This is a genomic window from Flavivirga rizhaonensis (assembly GCF_004791695.1).
GTDB lineage: Bacteria > Bacteroidota > Bacteroidia > Flavobacteriales > Flavobacteriaceae > Flavivirga > Flavivirga rizhaonensis.
This window is the reverse complement of sequence record NZ_SRSO01000011.1, coordinates 55225-77263: the sequence shown is the minus strand read 5'-3', so window position 1 is coordinate 77263 and position 22039 is coordinate 55225. Positions and strand designations below refer to the sequence as shown.

Sequence of the window (22039 nt, the reverse complement as noted above, 5' to 3'; positions counted from 1 at the left end):
CTTGAACTAAAAGTTAATAATCTGTAATAACAAATGACAAGAGCTGAAACGCGAATTAAAGAAGTTATTCCTTTTTTTGAAAACAAAGATACTTTCTTAGGATATCGAAAACTTATGGATTGTGCTATAGATACACAAAACTTAGATATTTATAGTGACGTTATAGCACTTACAGATTGGAAAGAAAAATACCCAAATGAAGAAGGCAAACTTATAAAAAGAAGCCTTGAAATTCTAAATAGAATCTCCAAAATTCCCATTGATGATAATAATACAGAAAAGCCCCTTGTAACTGGTTCAGATATTATTAAAAGCTATGGTACTAATCGTTTTAAACTAGGACCTATTTCAATTAATGTACACAAAGGTGATGTATATGGATTAGTAGGAGAAAATTGGAAAGCCTTCCTGAAGGGTAAAAACTATTAAATTATCTACTATTAAATGAAACTAGTGACGACAAATATAAAATACTTAACAGTCTATTTATTTATAATAAACTTTACTTTCTTATTAAACTCATGCGCAAATAATAGATTAGTTAACAAAGACCATCTAGTTTTCAAGTATAATGAACATGCAAACATAAATACTTTAGACCCTGCTTTTTCAAGAACCTTGCAAGACACTTGGGTTAGTAACCAATTATTTAATGGTTTAGTACAGTTGGATAGTGATTTAAATATTCTACCAAGCATTGCTAAAAACTGGACAATCTCGAACAATGGTCTCTCCTACTTATTTACACTACGTGATGATGTGTATTTTCACAAGCATGAATTATTTGGAAAAGATTCTACAAGAGTGGTAGTTGCAGAAGATTTTAAATATAGTTTTAACCGACTAAGGGATGAGAAAATTGCAGCACCAGGAAATTGGGTTTTAAAAAAAGTAGATCATTTTGAAGCTATAAATGATACGCTTTTTAAAATTAAATTAACGCAACCATTCCCTGCTTTTATAGGGCTATTGTCTATGAAGTATTGCTCGGTTATTCCTAAAGAAATTGCCGAACATTATGGCAGTGATTTTAGATCGCACCCCATTGGCACCGGTCCTTTTCAATTTAAACGTTGGGAAGAAAATATTAAACTTGTTTTTAGAAAAAACAATCATTATTTTGAAAAAGATAGTGCTGGTGTATCTCTACCTTATTTAGAAGCCGTATCCATTACTTTTTTGCCTGATAAACAAAGTGAGTTTTTACAGTTCGCACAAGGCAATATAGATTTTTTAAACAGTTTAGATGCCTCTTATAAAGATGAGCTCTTAACAGCAGACGGCCAGCTTCGCAGCACCTACAAAGAATCTGTAAATATGATTCAAGGCCCCTACCTAAACTCTGAATACTTAGGGTTTTATTTAGATTCTAAAACACCAGAAATACAATCTGAACTAATTCGCAAAGCCATAAATTATGGCTTTGACAGAAAAAAAATGATGATTTATTTACGAAACGATATTGGCAATCCTGCTAATGGTGGTTTTATTCCTAAAGGGTTAGCTGGACATAATGAATCTATTGGTTTTAGCTACCAACCTGAAAAGGCTAAACAATTGGTTGAACAATTTATAAAAGAAAGCGGCATATCAAAACCTCAAATCACTTTAACAACGACCAGTAATTACTTAAGTTTTTGTGAGTTTATTCAACGTGAACTCGATAAAACCGGATTAGTAATTAAAGTCGATGTTATGCCTGAAGCGACCTTAAGAACAGCTAGATCAAATGGTAAAGTTGATATGTTTAGAAGTTCCTGGGTTGCAGATTATTTGGATGCAGAAAATTATTTATCGATATTCTATAGTAAAAATTTCGCTCCTAATGGCTCAAATTATTTTCACTTTAAAAACACTCAGTTTGATAGTTTATATAATAAAGCTTTCACTATTACTGATATTGAAGAAAGAAAACATCTATATACTACCATGGATTCTATAGTTATGGAAAATGCCATCATGGTACCTTTATACTATGATGAAGTGGTTCGCTTTACAAGAAAGAATGTTTCCGGTCTTGGAATAAACCCTATTAATTTATTGGACTTAAGAAGGGTTAAAAAGAATTGATATCATTTTAATTTTTATGTTCTTTTACAATTCCAAAAAAAATGAGATATATAGATATGCCATAAAATAACATAATTAAAATATCTTGCATTGGTAAATCCATTTTAAATGTTTTTATAGCCATCATAGCCTCAGAAAACTTATAAAAAATAATACCTAGAAAAACATAGGAATAACTAACCCTATTAACAACTCCTCTCCTTAAAAAGGCAAATTGAATCAGTAATAGTGATATAAAAAAACTTAGCAGTGCTGGTGCAAAAAAATCTCCTAAACTATTAAAAAGAAAACTCACTATAAAAACCGTATAGACAAATAGTATTATAGAAAAAGGGATTAGTTTAATAACATTAAAATCCGATATATGAGAAAGTCGCAAACTTAAAAAGACTTTTGCTAAAGCGAAAAGAAGCAGGCTGACGCTTAAAAAAATAATATTAGTATGGTTTATAACAAATATATCTCCTAATAAAAAACTACATAATGCCAAGATTACCCATAGTTTTTTTCTCTTTCGTTTTTCATTATTATTATAATAGTAATACAAAGATAAAAGGAGTACTAAAGGTGGTTTAGAAATATATCTATATGGAAAGGGATCAAGATTTAGTTTAACTAAAATATCTATAGTTAAAATGATAAAAAAAAGAATACTGATTTTTCTTTCATTTTTAAAAATATGCAACACAGTTTATCTTTTTAGGGCTATGATAAAAAAATCTACATACTTTTAAAGTTGTAAATCTTTACCAAAATAAGAAAAAAATTACATTTCAATAAAATAAGCCAAATTAATTTTCTTCCCATTTTACTTTTAAGGCAATTAATCACTCTTCAAATTTCTACCAATATCATGATTTCATCTTTTACAACAGCTCCTTTTTTCCATTTTTTCTCCAATAAATAATGAATCAAACATGCTAATCCTATACAGAAAGGCATATATAGAGCTATAATTCGACTGAGCTCAATATGACAAAACAGAATAAGTTTCCTTAACTTAATGACATTGGACCCGAGGTTAAGCCTCGGAGAATTCTTTTCGATTAAATTCAATCGATTTGTTTAAAATAATAAATATCGTCATCTCCCTTACCTTCTAAACGTTTTGATGAAAAATAACCAGTTTTGTTTTTAGAATCTATGATAAGGCAAAAATCATCTTGCTTACTATTAATTGGTTGTGGTAACTTTTCAGCTTTTTTAAAAGTACCATCTGTATTCATAATACTTTTATAAATATCGAACCCACCAAACCCATTAGGTCTATTTGAAGCGAAATACAACGTATTATCAGCACTCATAAAAGGAAACATCTCCCGACTATAAGAATTAACTTTGCTGCCTAAATTTTTTGGGTCACTATAAGTGCCATCTGCGAAAATATCTACCTTAAAAATATCAGAACCTCCCCTTGTTGTATTTTTTCCACCCCTAATATTCGCTGTAAAATATAATATTTTTCCATCCTTGTCTAAAGCTGGATGTGCATAAGAATATTTAAGTTTACAGAAGGGCAATACTTTGAAATTAGTCCACCCTATTCCTGTTTTAAACTCACCTACTGTAATATGAAAATTAGCCTCATTAAAATTGCCCTTTGGCATATTCTTTCTGGTATAATTTGTCGCCAAATAAATGTGCTTCCCATTTGGAGATATCGTAGCACTAGTAATATGAGATATGTTTTGTTTTGAATCTATTTTTATAGGAGTCACATTAACGATTTTACCATCTTCTGATAAATCACCCTCAAAAACCGTTAACATAGGATTGCCTTCAAACCGCTTTACCCTTCCCTTTTTATCTAATAAATATGATGTAAAAACAACTCTTGATCTGTTAATTTGCATCAAACCAAAATGTGGATATTCAGTGTTAATTTCTAAATTTTTAATACTAAAATATTTAGTTTGAGAAAAACTTATTAGTCCAATTAAAAAGATTATGTAATAAAAAAACTTTAACATAAAATGGTGCACTACAAGTAAATATAACCATTTGAATTTAAATATTTTACAATTTATTATTGAGAAACCTCTAATTATACCCTTCTGTATTTCTTAGTTTCTTCAAAAACATGCTCTAAAATAACTCGATCTTGTTCTGTGAATTCCTCATTACGTCTGGACATAACAATACTTGCAACTTCAAATGCTTTCTTAGTTAAATAAGTAGTGAAACCACCATTACCACCCCAACTAAAACTTGGTACAAAATTTCTTGGAAAACCGCTGCCATAAATATTAGCGCTTACTCCTACGACTGTTCCTGTATTAAACATGGTATTGATACCACATTTACTGTGATCCCCCATCATTAAACCACAAAATTGCAATCCAGTTTTTGCAAAACCTTCGGTTTCATAATCCCATAAACGTACTTCTGCATAGTTATTTTTTAAATTAGAGGTATTAGTATCCGCTCCCATGTTACACCATTCTCCTAAAACAGAATTCCCTAAAAAACCTTCATGGCCTTTATTGGAATTGGCAAATAATACAGAGTTGTTAACCTCTCCTCCTACTTTACTATTAGGTCCTATTGTTGTTGGTCCATAAATTTTTGCTGCCATTTTCACTGTCGCATTTTCACACAAAGCAAAAGGTCCCCTTATAACACTCCCTTCCATTATTTCTGTATTTTTACCAATATAAATGGGTCCATTACTAGCGTTAAGCGTTACAAATTCTAATGTCGCTCCTTCTTCTATAAAAATATTTTCTGGGGCTATAATATTATTACTAGGCGGAATAGGTTGTGATGTTCTATCTTTTGTGATTAAGTTAAAATCTTCTTGAATCGTGTCTCCGTTTTTAGAAAAAATATCCCAAGTATTTTCAATCTTTATAATACCACCTTCAAAATCAAATGTTTCAAAGCGATCAAAATCAATATCATCTTGTCCTTCTTTAGCAAAAAATGCAATAACATCTTCATCTCTAAAAATTGCCTGATTCTCTTCTAGACCTTTTATTCTTTCAACCAACTCTAAATTTGGAAGATACGATGCATTAATCATCACATTCTCTTCCATTTCTACCATCGGATATTTACCAGACAAATAGTCTTCAGTAACTGTCGTCGTCGTCGTTTTTAAAAACATTTCCCATTTTTCACGAATGGTTAAGATTCCAGTTCTAATATCAGCTACTGGCCTGGTGAATGTAAATGGTAATAAATTGTTCCGAGAAGCCCCATCAAAAAGAATATAATTCATAAAAGGTGAAAATTGTGAGTTATGTTAGGAGTTACAAGTTTTTACACTTTAACATTAAGTAATTATTTATGTATTCAAAAGTAATTCAATTAAATAAAATAAAAAAGCCTTTCATTTTTGAAAGGCTAATAAATATTATATTATGATATACGCTTAAATTATTTCTTAAATTTAGCATATTTAGTTTTGAACTTGTCAATACGACCAGCAGTATCTACTAATTTAGATTTACCAGTGTAATAAGGGTGTGATGTTCTTGATATCTCCATTTTAACAAGTGGATACTCAACACCATCAACCTCTAAAGTTTCATTAGTATCTGCAGTAGACTTTGTTAAAAACACATCGTCGTTAGACATATCTTTAAATGCTACTAATCTATAATTTTCTGGATGTATACCTTTTCTCATCGCTAAATGCTTTATTATTCTTTACAATTTTGGAGCTGCAAATTTAAGCATTTTTTATAAACGCACAATATTTTTTATTATTTTTATTTTAACTTTTTGGTGTAACGTTTTGTTATTTTTGAACACTAACAAATCAACTAACATTTTAAACAAAATATTATGGAAAAATCATTGAAATCTATAGCCTCAAATTATGGATTATATTTAGGAGTAATACTCGCTCTTTTCACTGTTGTCGCATACGCAGTAAGTCTAGATTTACTGACAAATATGTGGTATGGTATTTTTATTTTAATAATTATAATAGTCTTAGGAATTATTTCAGTTGCAAAAACGAAACAACTGCAAAACGGATATGCTTCATTTAAAGAAGCTTTTACTTCTTATTTCCTTACTGTTTTAATCGGTTTAGTAATAAGTACTTTTGTTTCTTATATACTATTTAATTTTATCGATACGGATGCTGCAGAAGTATTGAAAGAAAAAACTATTGAAAAAACAGTGCAAATGCTTGAGGGCTTTAATACACCTAGTGATGCTATTGCTAAATCTGTTGAACAAATTGAATCTCAAAACCAATATTCGTTGGGAAACATTGTTAAAGGATTAGCAGGGTACTTAGTGTTTTTTAGTATCATCGGGTTAATTGTTGCTGCTGCAATGAAAAAAAGTAATCCAGACACAGAATAAATTCGCTATTTTTGAATATTGAATTTAGAAAATATTTAAATGAATATATCTGTAGTTATACCACTACTAAACGAACAAGACTCATTAACTGAATTACATGATTGGATTGCAAAAGTTATGCAATCCAATCATTTTTCATATGAAATTATTTTTATTGATGATGGCAGCACAGATAATTCCTGGCAAATTATTTCTCAAATAGCATCTCAAAACAATGATGTAAAAGGGATTCGTTTTTTTAAAAATTTTGGTAAATCTCAGGCACTACATGCTGGCTTTGAAAAGGCAAAAGGAGATGTGGTGATTACTATGGATGCCGATCTGCAAGACAATCCTGATGAGATCCCGGAACTCTATAACATGATTACAAATGATGGTTTTGATCTGGTTTCTGGGTGGAAGAAAAAACGTTACGATTCTGTTATTTCCAAAAATTTACCTTCAAAACTATTTAATTGGGCAGCCAGAAAAACTTCTGGAGTAAAGCTAAATGATTTCAATTGTGGGCTTAAAGCATATCGTTTAAACGTCGTTAAAAATATTGATGTAAATGGTGAAATGCACCGCTACATTCCTGTATTATCTAAAAATGCTGGGTTTACAAAAATTGGTGAAAAAGTAGTACAGCACCAAGCTAGAAAATATGGCGAAACAAAATTCGGAATGAACCGTTTTGTTCATGGGTTTTTAGATTTAATTACCATTTGGTTCCTCTCTAGTTTTGGTAAACGTCCTATGCATTTATTCGGAGCCTTAGGATTTATTATGTTTACAATCGGTTTAGGATTTTCATTCTATTTAGGTATAGATAAATTATTTTTGAATCCTACAGGAAGGCTTATTACACAGCGACCTCAATTTTATATTACACTTTCAACCATGATTATTGGTACACAATTTTTTGTTGCTGGTTTTTTAGGTGAAATTATTTTGCGAACTAAACAGGGGAAAAAGCGCTATTCCATTAAAAATGAGCTAAACTTTGACTAGAATTATACTTGTTATTAAAGCCAACTATACCCCTATAGAAATACTAAAACGTTTGAGTTATTAAATATCAGTTCGGTATAAAAAACAAAGACATTATCTGACTAATTGATTATTTTTGCACTTATTTAATTGAGATATGATTTATATAGAACCAAAGATTTTAGATAGAATAAACGCATGGTTAACACCAACTTTTGATGATGACACACAAACCTTCATTAAAGATAGCATTGCAAATAACCCAAAAGACATCCAGGAAAGTTTTTATAAAGACTTAGAGTTTGGAACAGGTGGTATGCGTGGTGTTATGGGTGTTGGAACCAATCGTATAAACAAATATACACTCGGAAAAAGCACTCAGGGGTTGAGTGACTATTTACATGAATCTTTTCCAAATGAAAATCCAAAAGCGGTCATTGCTTACGATTGTAGACACAATAGTAAAACACTTGCAAAAGTTGTTGCTGATGTGTTTTCGGCCAATGGTATTGAAGTTTATTTATTTGAAGATTTACGCGCTACACCAGAATTATCTTTTGCCGTTAAACATTTAAACTGCCATTGTGGTATTGTTTTAACTGCTTCACATAACCCACCAGAATACAACGGATATAAAGTATATTGGCAAGATGGAGGACAATTAGTACCACCACATGATGATGCTTTAATACAGGCTATAAATAATCTTGATTATGCTAACATAAAATTTGACGCTAATGATAGCCTTATTCATTATATAGGAAAAGATGTCGATGATGTATTTATTGATGCTTCAGTAGAAAATGGTAGCTGTGGTGCTTCACAAGAAGCAAAAGACAATTTAAATATTGTTTTTACATCACTTCATGGTACTTCTATTACAGCAGTTCCAGAAACTTTAAAACGTGCTGGATACAAAAATGTTCATATTGTAAAAGAGCAAGAAGTGCCAAATGGTGATTTCCCAACAGTAGCATCACCAAACCCAGAAGAACCAGCAGCACTAAAAATGGCATTAGAATTAGCCGACAAAGTAAATGCTGATATTGTTATAGGAACTGACCCTGATTGTGATAGATTAGGTGTGGCTGTACGCAATTCAGAAAACAAATTACAATTACTTAACGGAAATCAAACCATGTTGATGATGACAGATTTCTTATTAAAGCAATGGAAAGCCGAAGGAAAAATTAAAGGCAAAGAATTTATAGCTTCAACCATCGTATCTACATCCATGTTGAATAAACTTGCTGAAGCCTATAAAGTAGATAGCAAAATTGTTTTAACAGGTTTTAAATGGATCGCTAAATTAATAAAAGATTTTCCTGAACTCGATTTTATTGGTGGTGGTGAAGAAAGTTTTGGTTTTATGGTCGGTGATTTTGTTAGAGACAAAGATGCGGTTACCTCAACACTTTTAGCTTGTGAAATAGCTTCTCTATCCAAATCAATTGGAAGTTCTTTTTATAGCGAACTTATCAAACTATATGCAGAACATGGGCTTTATAAAGAACGTCTAGTTTCTCTAACTAAAAAAGGCATTGAAGGAGCAGAAGAAATTAAGCAAATGATGATTGATGCTCGCGAAAACCCTCTAACCGTAGTTAACGGATCTAAAGTAGTAAAAGTTGAAGATTATCAATTATCAATTACTAAAAATATGGTTTCTGGTGAAGAAAGTACCATTGATATTCCAAAATCCAATGTATTGATTTATTATACAGAAGACGGAAGTCAAATTGCACTTAGGCCTAGTGGAACTGAGCCCAAAATAAAATTCTACATTAGTGTTAACGATAATTTAGAATCTGTTGATGCTTTTAATGATACAGAAGCGAAATTAGAATCTAAAATAGATGCTATTTTAAAAGACATGAAACTTAATTAATGAATCATTTTGTAAATATCTTACGGTATGCAAAACCGTATAAACGATTTGCTATTGGGCACATAATCTGTAACATTTTTTTTGCACTATTTGGGACTTTATCATTTGTTGCCTTAAAACCCATGTTAGATGTCATTTTTAAACAAGGTGAAGCTAATGTTGCTAGCGTAAAACCTGAATGGACTGGATTTACAGACATGGGAGACTTTATTGAAGACTTCCTAGCATATCAAATGAACTATTATACAAATGGTGATAATTCTAAAGCACTTGTCTTTGTTGTTGGTCTGATAATCACAATGTTTTTACTAAAAAACATTTCTGGATATTTTGCAAATTATTTTCTGGTATTCTTACGTAATGGTGTCATAAGAGATCTTAGAAATGAGGTTTATAGAAAAACAGTTGAGTTACCACTTTCTTATTTTTCTGAAAAAAGAAAAGGAGATATTTTAGCCAGAGTAACCAGTGATGTTTTAGATTTACAATACTCATTTTTGTCAGTTTTGGAACTTATTATAAGAGAACCTCTTACAATTATTTTCACCATATCGGTAATGCTTTATATAAGCCCAGAACTTACTCTGTTTGTATTTATTTTTATTCCAGTAATGGGAGTTATTATTTCCAAAATTGGTAAAAGTTTAAAAAGAAAATCGGATCGTGTTCAAAAAGAACAAGGCTTGTTTTTATCTACATTAGAAGAGACTTTAACTGGTTTACGTATTATTAAAGGTTTTAATGCAGAAGATAAATTCAATGATAAATTTCAGGAATCTACTTCTCGTTTTTATCATTTTTCTAATAAGTTAATAAATCGTCAAAACCTAGCCTCTCCAGTTAGTGAATTCCTAGGCATATGCATTATTGCTGTTATTTTATGGTATGGTGGAAATATAGTACTAAGTCAAACAGGTAGTTCTAATTTAGATAGTAGCATGTTTCTTGTATATATGGGATTATCATATAATGTATTAACTCCTGCAAAAGCTATTTCGAGAGGTCTTTATATTGTTAAAAAAGGGGGAGCCGCAGCAGAAAGAATACAGGAAATTATAGATACCAAAAATCCTTTAAAAGATAAAGAAGGAGCTATTAATAAAAAAGGATTTGACACCAACATCGTATTTGATAATATCTCATTTAAATATGATAAAGACTATGTATTAAAAAACTTTTCGCTAAACATCCCTAAAGGAAAAACAGTAGCATTAGTTGGACAATCTGGAAGCGGAAAATCTACCATTGCAAATTTAATTACTCGTTTTTATGATGTTAATAAAGGTAAAATATTAATTGATGGATTAGATATTCGTGACTTAACGATTAGCTCGCTACGTGCTCAATTAGGTATAGTAACTCAAGATGCTATTCTTTTTAATGATAGTATTAAAAACAATCTGAAACTGGGTAATGATGAAGCTACAGATGAGCAAATAATTGAAGCCTTAAAAATTGCCAATGCCTGGGAATTTGTTAAAGATTTATCAGAAGGCATAAATACCAATATTGGAGATTCTGGAAATAAGCTTTCCGGTGGTCAAAAACAACGTTTAAGTATTGCTCGTGCAGTTCTTAAAAGTCCTCCTGTTATGGTTTTAGATGAAGCAACCTCAGCTCTTGATACAGAAAGTGAACGTCTTGTACAAGTGGCTTTAGAAAATATGATGAAAAACAGAACATCTATTGTTATAGCTCACAGACTATCTACTATACAAAATGCAGATGAAATTGTAGTTCTTAATAAAGGAGAAATTGTCGAACAAGGCAAGCATAAAGACCTTATTAATAAGAAAGGGGTTTACTACAAACTAGTAGAAATGCAAAGTTTCGGATAATATAATTATTTACAAAAAATAAAAAAAGGATAGAGATTTGGGTTTCTATCCTTTTTTTTGTTCATTGGTAGACTTGGGGACGACTATCAACAATAAGTAGGTTTCTGATACAAACATAAAACAAAAAACGGTTGCAACCAAAAAAAAACGCATTTAATCGTTATTTTAATACACTTAATCGATAAAATAACATATAAAATACTACTAATCAATATGTTGTGAAAATTGAATAAAATAAAAAATAAAATTTAAACTTTCCGTATATTTATTAGTCTAAAGACTAAACAATTTTTGTGACCAACGAAACACAACTGTTAGAACAATTAAAGTCAGAAAACCTTAAGGAAAAAGCTTTTAGGACACTCATTACGCTATATAAAGAACGTTTATATTGGCACATTCGTAATATAGTAAAGTCGCATGATGACACTGATGACGTCTTACAAAATACTTTTATAAAAGTTTATAAAAACATTCATAACTTTAAGGGTAATAGTAAATTATTTTCATGGTTATACCGGATTGCTACAAACGAATCAATTACATTTATTAATAAAAATGCCAAACGATTACAAATTACAAGTGAAGAAATACAACAACTAGCAATAAACAATCTAACATCTGATGTCTATTTTGAAGGGAACACCATTCAACTAAAATTACAACAAGCTATTGCTACTTTGCCAGAAAAGCAACAACTGGTTTTTAACATGAAATATTTTGAAGATATAAAGTACAAGGATATGGCTGATATTCTGGAAACAAGTGAAGGTGCCTTAAAAGCATCATATCATATTGCTGTTAAGAAAATTGAAGCGTATTTAACTAAAGATTAAACCTTTATTAAAAAGATAAGTCTTATTAATAATAAAATAATGAAACAGAAAAAACTACATAACATTAAAGAAACAGGATTTAAAGTCCCTGATGATTATTTTAACACTTTAGAAAATGTTATTTTAAGTGATATAAAGCTGAAGAAAGTATCAAAGGACTCCGGTTTTAAATTACCTGAGGACTATTTTAATAATTTGGAAGATACCATTATAGACAAAGTTTCAACTAAGACCCCTACAAAAGTAATCTCTTTGTTTAGAAAAAAAACCATCATTTATTTATCTGGGATTGCTGCGGCTGTATTACTTTTATTTTATATTTCTTTCCCTGAAAAAAAACCAGCTTTTGACTCTTTAGATTTTGAAACAGTTGAAAACTATATAATGAATGAAAATATTGGTTCCTATGAAATTGCAACACTACTAACTGAAGAAGATTTGTTAGAAGAACATTTTATAGAATACAAAGAAGGGGACGAAGACACTATAGAAACCTATATATTAGATAATCTAGATATTGATGATATCATTCTAGAATAAAGCACAACTCACATGAAAAAAATCATATTTTCCATATTACTATTTCTCTTTTCGCTTAATATTTCAGCGCAACATAATAGAGAAAGAATAAAAACACTTAAAGTATCTTTTATCACAGAAAAGTTAGACTTAACAGAACAAGAGGCTCAGAAATTTTGGCCAGTTTATAACAACTACGATAATGTGACTTCTAAAATAAGGCATGAAGATATTAGAAACATCCGTCGGGAGATAAGAAGAAATATTGGTACGCTAACTGATGAAAGAGCTAAAGAATTAATTACTAAGATAAATGAGGCCGAAAGTTCGATTCATAAGCAACGCATGGAATTATCATCTAAATTGTTAAAAATTATTCCTCCTAAAAAAATAATTTTATTAAAAATAGCTGAAGATGATTTTAAAAGAAAAATGTTAGAACATTATAAAAATAAAGGACATCAGAGAGGAAATTGAAAGTAGAAGTTAAAAGTTTAAAAACTTACACTCTTTTATTCTCTAAAAGTCAACCTAGCTAATCTTCCTGAACCAGCAGCATAAGCAATTGAATCATTTAAAAATCGGATGGTATAAAAACCTTCATCGTTAAGATGCTTCCATGAATTACCAGAATCGTTACTATAGTCAATACCTTTAAATCCAATAGCGATCAGCTCCTTTCCTTCTCTATTTGGAATATACTGCACACAACTTCTATAGCTAGGTTCCTCATTTTGGGCCACAAGTTCCCAGGTCTTTCCACCATCTACCGTTTTTATCTTATTCGCTACATTATCATTTGGTTTTGTGTAATCTCCTCCAATAGCAAACCCGTTAAGTTCATCGTAAAAATCTATAGAATACATCCCCGTAGTTTCTTTTCCCTGTATAATAGGTGTATCAAATACCTCCCAGGTTTTTCCTTTATTAGGAGAATATAAAACTCTACTTGCTTTTCCTCCGGTCGCCACCCAGGTATGATCATCCACAATAGTAATATTGGTATCACTGGCAGCAAAAGCAGCTTCGCCTTCTTTAGCTTTTGGTAAAGAGCCACAAGGTAACTTATTCCATGTTTCCCCGCCATCCCTAGTAATAATTATACTCATACAAGCATCTGTTGGATCTCCAATAGCGATACCTTCTTGGTCATTCCAAAAATCCATGGAATCGTAAAAGACTTTAGGGTGATTTTCTTTATAAACTAATTTTCCATTCATATATAACAATGCTGGAGATTCAATGGCTAATCCAAAAACTTTATTTTCTACATATGCTATAGCTCTATAATTTGGAGGATTAATCGAATCCATTTCCATCCATTCAAAAGTTATTAAATTTATTGAATTTTCAGACGGCGTATAAACATATATTTCTCCTTTAGAAGTCCCGAATAAAACGTTTCCTTTCACAACTTCCAAAGCCCTAACATTTAACAAAGAATCTTTCACCAAAGTTTCTACTTCAACTTTAGAAATATTCCTTGGTTTAAAGGTCTCTTTGGACTTACAACTCAAAAGTACCAAAATGTTAAAAGTCAATAACAACGTGATCTTATTCATAAAACACCTTCATTTTAGTTAAAAAAATACGTACAAGTACGTATTTCAGTTTTTATAATTATATGTAATTTTATACAAACACGACTTACTATGCTAAAAAACAAAGATTTAACGTATAACCCTTTCAAATACTTTATAAGAAACGGAATCTCTAAACGCGCTCTTTTTATATTCATTCTACTATCAATAGCTATGGTCGTTTTTGCTGGAATCTTTAAAACTAATGGATTTATTGACCACCCTCAATTTTCAGACAAAATTATTCTTACCGACTGGTTCGAAGCACTTGAAATTTCATCTAAAATAATGCTTTTTTATAAGCTTTTTTTCTATACGGATTTTATATGGGCTATCTCGCTTTTATATGTTATGGGATGCTATGTATATACTAAAGCTAAAAAAAACACATCTAACAAATGGTTTTTCTGGTTATTTTTAATTGTAGCTATTGCTGCCTACACTTTCGATGTAGTAGAAAATATCTGTTACTTAATAAAAAAGTCTTACCCAGAAACTATCGCACAAATAAAAGAAGTTTTTTATGCTTTTTCTTTAATCATACTTCTATTGGTGGTACTGAAGTATTCAATACAAAACAGGCTGACTATAATTTGGGGTTTTATTAAGTCCTCATATATCAGTCTGATTATCTTATTTATTATTGGATCTGCTTTACCAAAAGTACCACAGGTCAATTCTATTGTAGTACGTTTATATGAAAACCCTATTCAGTTTGTCTTCGTCTTACTAGGACTTTTCGCTCCAATATTTTGTGTTGCTTTGTCTCACTACCCTAATTATTTTCTTCTTAAAAATGGTAATAAAATTCCTGAAAAAGACTGGCGAATGTCCAAGAGATTCTGGTTATTTGGTACCATTTGGTATATAAAAAAACCTGAACAAGGAAGTAACAAACCCAAGAGCCATAAAAACTATGAAAACTACATTAATTTTTTAAGACGCACTCTGGGAGTTTTCTTTTATGTCGCTCTATTTTATATGATTGCATATACCGCTGACACTAATTTTGTTTGTGGTTTTTCTGTGAGCGACTTATCTTTTCCACTGCTAATAGCCCTTATCTGGTGGTTGTACGTTTTGAAAAAGAAGAAAGAAAAATGGCAGTTCTACAATAAAGACCTTTTAAATATTGGAGACATAAAAGATGATACTACAGATTTCTATTTCACTAATGAAGAAGAAGAGAACCCCAAATTATATAGCATAAATAAACCCATGTTTGTTCACGCTATATTTCTAATTATCACGCTTGTTATTCATTTAGTCTTATTAATATTATTACTGTCATACACCAATATTGAATCTCCTTATAATCAAACAACAGTTATCATCAGTCTGTTATGCATCGTATTTCAAGCCATTACTTATGTATATTACAGAACATATCGATCTATTTTCAGGTATGTGTTTTTTAATTCTAAGGTATCCTCTGTTTTTTATGCCTTCACTTTAATGAATCTAAAAGATGAAGAGGTCCAGATACCAATAAATGAAAGAAAAAATAAAATAAAAGACTATTTTAAAAACCATGATTTTACTGAAGGCAACCCTTTATTAAAGTTCTTTTCCAAAATACGCTTATGGCAATTAAGTTTTGGAGCCATGAGTAATAATGTGATATTTCTTCAAATCTTAATTCATGGTGGTTTTATCAATTTATTCTTTTTAATATTCGTTAACTTATTTCCTGAAAAAGCCCTCGGTATTAATGCTATAATAATTATTCTATCATACTTCTACTTGTTTTATGGTATTATCGTTATACTAATTAAGCACTTTATTTATTACAATAAATCTGGTGATGTTTACGCCAAACAAAACAAAAAACACTTTTTTTTCTCGTCTGCAGCTGCTGTTTTAATTGTACTGGTACTAAACATTACAGCAAGATTCATTGATGCTACAAAAAGTCATTTATACCATTTAGAACAAATTGAAAGAAAACCATCGGATGAATTAAGCCTTAAAGACTATGTGAGCAAACTAAACAAAGATTCTAATCAACATAAGCCCAGATACTATATAGGATGCTATGGAGGTGGCATGAAAGCCAATGCGTGGACCATGACGGTTTTAAATGAAATTATAAGTACAAATCCTGATTTTATTAAAAATACGGTATGTCTTTCTGGGGCTTCCGGTGGCACCATAGGGTTAATAAATACAACAATGGCATTAAGCCATAAAGAAAATAATATTGATAGCACTATTGATTCTATAGCTACGGAAAACATATTAGCTATGGATTTAACACACCTTCTTGGCAGAGACCTTTTTAGCCACCTTTTCGTTCCTGTTTGTGATTTAAAAGGAAAAGATCGTTCTACATCAGCTATGAAAGTATATGCTGACTACTCTGGATTTGATATGGATCAATTTAATTCTACTGCTTACAGAAACTATTGGAAAAACAACATGTATAAACAGGATTCTATTTTCCCAATACTTATTGCAAATACAACGAACATTAAAGGAAGTCAAGGTATGGCCGTTTCGGTTAAAGTTGACAGCAAACATAAAGACATAGAATCACTTCTATATATGGGAGCCGATGATATCTTGGAACTGGGCTCCAATAGAGATAAAACACTATCTTTCTATAATGCCGTATCTACCACCAACAGATTTCCATTAATAAGCCCAGCTGCAACCATAGAAGGAAAAGGGCAATATAACGACGGGGGTATTTATGAAAATTCAGGACTACTTTCTGCTTATAAATTATATAATGCAGTAAATAAAATGGAACAGAAAATAAACACAACAGATAGTGTCTTTAAAATGAAACACAAAGAAGATGTATTTGTAAACATTGTAAATGATAAAGACTTATTTATAAAATACTATTTAAAGGATCATATTTCGAATTGCAAAGACTTTAAGATTAACGAATCCAGCGAAATGTCTGCTATCATATCAGCAGTTGCAGCCACAGAAATGTTTCCTTTATATATAAAAAATAAATTAAGTTATCTGGCTCAAAGCGATGATTCGACAAAAGATAAAACACGTTTTATAAGTATCTATCTTCCTCATAAATTTACTTTTGAGGATGTGAAAAATATTTATGGAAAAATAGAATTAGATGTTTTATGTATTAAAAAAATTAAAGATAGGATTAAAGACAATGATAAATATATCAATTGTGCCATGAATATATGTAGCGATTGTAAAAACTGTCCTAAAACTTGCGTTATTATTGAACCTGCTTTGAGTAGAGTTATTGCTAAACCTGCTCACCACTTTATGAAAGCCATGTTAAAACACAAAGATGTAGTTGATAATATAATGGCATTAGATTCTATAAATTTTGAAAATAAAAAGCTCCGTAAATAATCACGGAGCTTCACAATAAAACTTATTATGAATCAAATATCATCATCCCCTTAATTTCAAAATAGCAATATGTCGTTTTAAACGTTCTACGTCTATTTCTAAAGTTCCATTATAAACACCTCTTATATAACCCTGTTTATCTATTAAAACAAAATTTTCAGTGTGTATAAAATCACTTTCATCTTGGGTTTTTATAAAATCTTCATCTGCAAAATAGCCTGTTCTAGCTATATTATATAATGCATCTTTATCTCCGGTTACTAAATGCCACTTTGTGGCATTTACATGATACTTTTTAGCATAATCTTTTAAAACAGAAACTGAATCTTTCCAAGGCATTACTGTATGCGAAAGCAACATGATATCCTCATCATTTATGTATGTTTTCTGAAGATCTCCCATATTTTTGGTAAGTTTTGGGCAAATACCCGGACAACTAGTAAAGAAGAAATCAGTTATATAAATCTTATTCTTATAAGTTATATTGGTAACTACTTCTCCATTTTGATTAGTAAAAGAAAACTCTGGAATTTTATGAGTAGCTTTATCCCATTCAGGCGTAAAATCTGTACTATTAAAATAAGGTAACTTAGCTATATTATTACTTTCTACTTGTTTATTTTCACAAGATATAATGGTAAAAATTAATACTAGTATAATAGAATATCTCATTTTATTTCGTTGCTATTGGTTGTTATGGTATAGCACTTTTTTAAACCTATTAAACCAAATCGTTCTCCGTTAACCACTTCATAATTAGCTTTAATAGTACCGTTTGCTTTCCAAAGACGTTGACTGCCAACTTCCTTACCTGCTAAATAATTAAAATCTCTAAATAATTGTCCTGTTTTGTACCACTCCTTAACCATGCCATCGTACTCCCCTTTTTTATTAAAATGGTATTCAAACTTTAGTTTGCCATCTGGCCACCATCCTTTATGCAACGCTGTTTTAAAACCTTTAAAATAATTGCGTTCTATTTTTTTTAAACCATTCTCATACCAATGCTTCTCATACCCATGCTTTTTTCCATTATCATACTGAATATCAGACTTAATTTTATGGTTTTCATAATAAGACAATATATTTCCTGTTAAAGGAACTTCATTAAAAAACATAACCCCATTTATTAATTCTAAGTGTTCTTTAGTATTAACTATTGCATGCTTCTTTTCCGATTTACAGGAATAAAATACACCAATACACAAGATTATATATTTTAAATATTTAAGCACTTAGTTAGAGATATTTCCAGGGGTTCCAAAATAACCGTTCCCATTAAGATAAGGGTCTTCACTTGTAATATGATAATGATAAATACCATCTGGAAAATCTGCAGTTGCAGATGTATGTCCGTGATAAGCGTCTAAATCATCATTAGTGATCGTTTCTCCATTTTCAACGGGTCCGTAAACAGGAAATCCATCAGCTAAAAGCCCTAAAAAAGCATCTTCTCCAAATTGCTTTGTTAAATAAGTCGGCTCGATATGATAATGATATTGTCCCGTACGTTGTGGGTGACCTAACCATTGGTCAAATGAATCAATTTCATTAGTTAATGGTTGGTCTGGTCCTGCATATTGATTAAAAAACACCACACCATTTCTTGCTATTCCTATAGGACCTAAACCCGTTGCTTGTTTATTTGAAGCTTCAGATGGATTTAACGACATGGTAAAAACTATATTTTGTTCACTAATGGTATTTGGATTGATACGCCAATTAGAATTAGTACCATTATAAGCTTCATATAAAGGATTACTAGTTGGCCAATACGGACTTGTATGATTGGGTAAATCTTGAGTTGTAAAAGTCACTGTATTTCCATTTACAGCATATGATAAGCCAGTTCCTTCAAATTTGGAAAGCATATTACTTATGTCATAATCTGTATTCACAGGCTGTATGTTTTCATCTTCTTCAGCTGTGATTTCTGAATCGTCCTCATTAGAGCATGCTATAAAAATAATAACAACTAAAAAAGGTAAAATAAATAGGTTTTTTAAATTTTTCATAATCTATCATTTTTAATAAGACATATAAATAACCATAAGGTTTAGTACCAATAAAGAAATTACTAAAAATGAAATACTAATTACCAAGGCTCTTCTTCGAATTTTCATTGATTTATTTTGTGATTTGAATTTTTAGATGCGTTTCTTTTTAAAACCTTGCGAGAAATTTTTACTTTTTTTCAAAAAAAGCTCCATAATCTACAATCATGGAGCTTTTTAACAAAAACTAACTGGATCAAAACTCTTATAACACGACTTTCAATCTAAATAATTATTCACTGCTGATGCTCTTTCTGAAACATGGCTTTTTAATTGATTTACTGCTGTTATAAAATCACCACTGGAATTTAAAAAAGTATAACCTGAAACTTCAGAAGTCGCATAAGGTTCTATTAAAGAAGAATACGTTGTATATAATGCATCTATTGTTCCAGTATTGAATGGTCCATCTACAACTTCCTGAACATAAGCTTTATATTTTGCTTTGTATACGTCATCATTATACAAGTAACCTATTAATGGCCAATTTGATGCATTTAATCCCGAAAAGTCTAAGGATAACGAGCCGCCTTGTTTTCCATCTTGCAATGCTTCGTTATTATCCCAGGGAATCCATGTTAGTTTATTTGTATCAGGATTATTATACAAAAAATAATTATGAGTCATTTTCCCATAGGTATCCCAATTTTGAATGACTGTATTAACTGCTAGGTATTTTAAAAACACATCTGTATCAAAAACAGTTTCTAAATTTGCTCTCCAGGTTGCTACATCTGTCGTTCTGGTATCATCGTGCAAAATACTAAGCAAACTTTGAACATCTGAAAAATCAGCATCATCTTCATTCGTTTTCTTTACATATTCATCTTCATCAAAAGAGCCCTCTGCAAAACTTGCAGCATCGCCATCTGGTTTATATAAATTACCATCATCATTAGAAAACTGTGTATCTAAAACAGTATCATCTACCTCTTCAACCAAAGTATACAAACCAAAATAAATAGGTCCATCGCCATGATCTACATAAAGTGTATAAAAAGCAGTATGAGAGCCTACTAATCCTGCATTTCTAAATACATCGCCAGCAACCTTTTCTCTTAACATAGATTTATCATCATAGTTATTTTTAAGACTTAATTTTTTAAACCCATAAAAACGTTGGTTATCTATTTGCGGATAATCATCTTCAAATTCATCAAAATCTAATTTAAAAGACAATTTTAAAATACCATTTCTCCAACTTGATTGTAAGCTGGAATTCCCTTTAAACCGAACCCCTACGCGATACCATTCTATCCCTTCATAAAAAACTTCTGCAGGCACAAAAATTGGGTTATCGTCTGAGTCCACCAAGCCACCTCCTGGTCCTCCGCCAGAACCAAAAGTACCATACGTTGTGGTCATATCATCTAACATACTTTGCCAACGCGCTGCTGTAATTACAATATCCAATCTTTTTACTGTATTGTCCTCAAATACTTCATCAAAATTTGGATCTACATCTTTTGTATGCGTTTCTGTTGTCCAATCTGTAGCAACAAAATCGGTATCATCAACTATGACTTCATCGGTTTCTTCTAAAACATCAGCCGTATCATCATTACTATTACAAGCAACAACAAACACAACAATGATTATTGACAAAATGGTTTTAAAAAGGTATTTATACATTTTACTATTTTTATTTTTCATAATATTTGATTTTAGATTAATTCCTTTCTTCTTGAGGTTTTCTTCCTTTTGGTTTAGGAACTTTTTCTAATTCTTCCTTAGTCAAAAAACCATCTTTATTTGTATCTACCACTGAAAAATGATCTTTTAACGGTCCTTTAATTTCTTTCTTTGAAAGTTTATCATCATCATTTTCATCAAGATCTTCAAATAACTTTTCTATTGTTGGTGGCTTTTCAGGTCTTTGATGCTTATCCTGACCAAATAAATTGGTTGAAACAAATAATATCATTCCAAAAAATAATACTGCTGTTTTTAATGTGTTTGGTTTCATATCTATAATATTTTTATGTTTAATATTTTAGATGTCATGAATTAAAAAAACTTGTGAGGCCATCTGTTTTTTAAGAAATATTTATGATTTGTACAAAAAAAGGCTTTCATTTTCATGAAAGCCTTTAGTATATAATCAGATTTATTAATGCCTTGGTGGCGGTAGTCTACGCTCCCCTTCACCGTTTCTTAAATGCGGCCTTTGTTCTTTTCTACCTCTTTTGTGAAGTGCATCATTAATTATGCTTTTAAACTTTTCTTTTTGTTGGTCATTACATAATTCTTGAATATCCTTGAAGTGATAGAAAGCTTCTATATCTTGTTCTTTTACTCTTTTGCCTATTAAAGTCGTAATAGAATCTATTGAATTTTCATTAAAGGAAACGTCCGATAATTTATTAAACAAAGCATCTTTTAATTGTTTAATATCATCACCAATACGCATCATTCTATGATGATGTTTTCTATTAATTTTTTCCAATTGTAGCATTTGCTCATCATTAAAGTCTAATTCTTTAACAATAAAACTAATAGGACCTTTGGACCTATCTTTGTTTTCCGTATCATCAGAATTCCCTAAATAATTAAATAGAAAAAGACCATTAACAACTATTAAAAATACTAATAGCACATATAAGAGTACATTTTTTTTCATAATGAT

The 22039-nt window shown here is 30.6% G+C and carries 21 protein-coding genes; 10 read left to right on the top strand and 11 right to left on the bottom strand.

All coding sequences use genetic code 11. The features are described from left to right. Window positions 1–33: 33 nt before the first annotated feature. Together EM932_RS09725 and EM932_RS09720 are read left to right on the top strand one after the other, a co-directional pair. Window positions 34–429, top strand: a complete 396-nt coding sequence (locus EM932_RS09725; protein WP_135876993.1) for a hypothetical protein — start codon at window positions 34–36, stop codon at window positions 427–429. A 15-nt stretch (window positions 430–444) separates the two neighbouring features. Then, on the top strand, window positions 445–2070 hold the full coding sequence (locus EM932_RS09720; RefSeq protein ID WP_135876992.1) for an ABC transporter substrate-binding protein: 1626 nt from the start codon (window positions 445–447) through the stop codon (window positions 2068–2070). Between the two features lie 7 nt (window positions 2071–2077). Here the strand turns inward: EM932_RS09720 and EM932_RS09715 are convergent, their stop codons facing one another. The 4 genes from EM932_RS09715 to EM932_RS09700 all read right to left on the bottom strand — a co-directional run bounded on the left by EM932_RS09715 (window position 2078) and on the right by EM932_RS09700 (window position 5700). Beyond that, window positions 2078–2758 (bottom strand): lysoplasmalogenase family protein, encoded by a 681-nt coding sequence (locus tag EM932_RS09715; RefSeq protein ID WP_135876991.1) that lies wholly within the window; start codon window positions 2756–2758, stop codon window positions 2078–2080. Window positions 2759–3122: 364 nt separating this feature from the next. Next, complete coding sequence (locus tag EM932_RS09710; protein WP_170179767.1) at window positions 3123–3923, bottom strand: TolB-like translocation protein; 801 nt, start codon at window positions 3921–3923, stop codon at window positions 3123–3125. Between the two features lie 191 nt (window positions 3924–4114). Beyond that, window positions 4115–5290 carry a GlmU family protein gene (locus EM932_RS09705; RefSeq protein ID WP_135876989.1) on the bottom strand — a complete coding sequence of 392 codons (1176 nt, stop codon included), beginning with the start codon at window positions 5288–5290 and terminating at the stop codon, window positions 4115–4117. A gap of 158 nt (window positions 5291–5448) precedes the next feature. Continuing rightward, window positions 5449–5700 carry a type B 50S ribosomal protein L31 gene (locus tag EM932_RS09700; RefSeq protein WP_135876988.1) on the bottom strand — a complete coding sequence of 84 codons (252 nt, stop codon included), beginning with the start codon at window positions 5698–5700 and terminating at the stop codon, window positions 5449–5451. Window positions 5701–5859: 159 nt separating this feature from the next. On the opposite strand from EM932_RS09700, the gene EM932_RS09695 reads away from it, so the two are divergent. The 7 genes from EM932_RS09695 to EM932_RS09665 all read left to right on the top strand — a co-directional run bounded on the left by EM932_RS09695 (window position 5860) and on the right by EM932_RS09665 (window position 12917). After that, entirely contained in the window at window positions 5860–6390 is a 531-nt protein-coding gene (locus EM932_RS09695; protein WP_135876987.1) for a DUF4199 domain-containing protein, read from the top strand. A gap of 39 nt (window positions 6391–6429) precedes the next feature. Further along, window positions 6430–7380 (top strand): glycosyltransferase family 2 protein, encoded by a 951-nt coding sequence (locus EM932_RS09690; protein WP_135876986.1) that lies wholly within the window; start codon window positions 6430–6432, stop codon window positions 7378–7380. A 136-nt stretch (window positions 7381–7516) separates the two neighbouring features. Further along, window positions 7517–9247: a phospho-sugar mutase gene (locus tag EM932_RS09685; RefSeq protein ID WP_211344276.1), complete on the top strand. Its 1731-nt coding sequence runs from the start codon at window positions 7517–7519 to the stop codon at window positions 9245–9247. Continuing rightward, window positions 9247–11085, top strand: coding sequence for an ABC transporter ATP-binding protein (locus EM932_RS09680; RefSeq protein ID WP_135876985.1), 1839 nt, complete (start codon window positions 9247–9249; stop codon window positions 11083–11085). The genes EM932_RS09685 and EM932_RS09680 overlap by 1 nt, the downstream gene beginning before the upstream one ends. A gap of 293 nt (window positions 11086–11378) precedes the next feature. Beyond that, complete coding sequence (locus tag EM932_RS09675; protein ID WP_135876984.1) at window positions 11379–11921, top strand: RNA polymerase sigma factor; 543 nt, start codon at window positions 11379–11381, stop codon at window positions 11919–11921. Between the two features lie 39 nt (window positions 11922–11960). Beyond that, on the top strand, window positions 11961–12461 hold the full coding sequence (locus tag EM932_RS09670; protein ID WP_135876983.1) for a hypothetical protein: 501 nt from the start codon (window positions 11961–11963) through the stop codon (window positions 12459–12461). A gap of 12 nt (window positions 12462–12473) precedes the next feature. Beyond that, window positions 12474–12917: a sensor of ECF-type sigma factor gene (locus tag EM932_RS09665; RefSeq protein WP_135876982.1), complete on the top strand. Its 444-nt coding sequence runs from the start codon at window positions 12474–12476 to the stop codon at window positions 12915–12917. A gap of 35 nt (window positions 12918–12952) precedes the next feature. On the opposite strand, the gene EM932_RS09660 is transcribed toward EM932_RS09665, so the two are convergent. Beyond that, on the bottom strand, window positions 12953–14002 hold the full coding sequence (locus EM932_RS09660) for a WD40/YVTN/BNR-like repeat-containing protein (RefSeq protein ID WP_135876981.1): 1050 nt from the start codon (window positions 14000–14002) through the stop codon (window positions 12953–12955). 90 nt (window positions 14003–14092) lie between these two features. Between EM932_RS09660 and EM932_RS09655 the strand changes: the two genes are divergently transcribed. Continuing rightward, entirely contained in the window at window positions 14093–17359 is a 3267-nt protein-coding gene (locus EM932_RS09655; protein ID WP_135876980.1) for a hypothetical protein, read from the top strand. Window positions 17360–17401: 42 nt separating this feature from the next. On the opposite strand, the gene EM932_RS09650 is transcribed toward EM932_RS09655, so the two are convergent. The 6 genes from EM932_RS09650 to EM932_RS09625 form a co-directional block, all read right to left on the bottom strand. Beyond that, window positions 17402–18031 (bottom strand): SCO family protein, encoded by a 630-nt coding sequence (locus EM932_RS09650; RefSeq protein WP_135876979.1) that lies wholly within the window; start codon window positions 18029–18031, stop codon window positions 17402–17404. Further along, on the bottom strand, window positions 18028–18567 hold the full coding sequence (locus EM932_RS09645) for a toxin-antitoxin system YwqK family antitoxin (protein ID WP_246041001.1): 540 nt from the start codon (window positions 18565–18567) through the stop codon (window positions 18028–18030). Before EM932_RS09645 ends, EM932_RS09650 begins: the two co-directional genes overlap by 4 nt. Window positions 18568–18594: 27 nt before the next feature. Continuing rightward, on the bottom strand, window positions 18595–19374 hold the full coding sequence (locus tag EM932_RS09640) for a YHYH protein (protein WP_135876978.1): 780 nt from the start codon (window positions 19372–19374) through the stop codon (window positions 18595–18597). A 258-nt stretch (window positions 19375–19632) separates the two neighbouring features. Next, window positions 19633–21066: a CotH kinase family protein gene (locus tag EM932_RS09635; protein WP_246040999.1), complete on the bottom strand. Its 1434-nt coding sequence runs from the start codon at window positions 21064–21066 to the stop codon at window positions 19633–19635. A gap of 16 nt (window positions 21067–21082) precedes the next feature. After that, complete coding sequence (locus tag EM932_RS09630) at window positions 21083–21379, bottom strand: EF-hand domain-containing protein (RefSeq protein WP_135876977.1); 297 nt, start codon at window positions 21377–21379, stop codon at window positions 21083–21085. 144 nt (window positions 21380–21523) lie between these two features. Continuing rightward, window positions 21524–22033, bottom strand: coding sequence for a Spy/CpxP family protein refolding chaperone (locus tag EM932_RS09625; protein ID WP_135876976.1), 510 nt, complete (start codon window positions 22031–22033; stop codon window positions 21524–21526). Window positions 22034–22039: the final 6 nt, after the last annotated feature.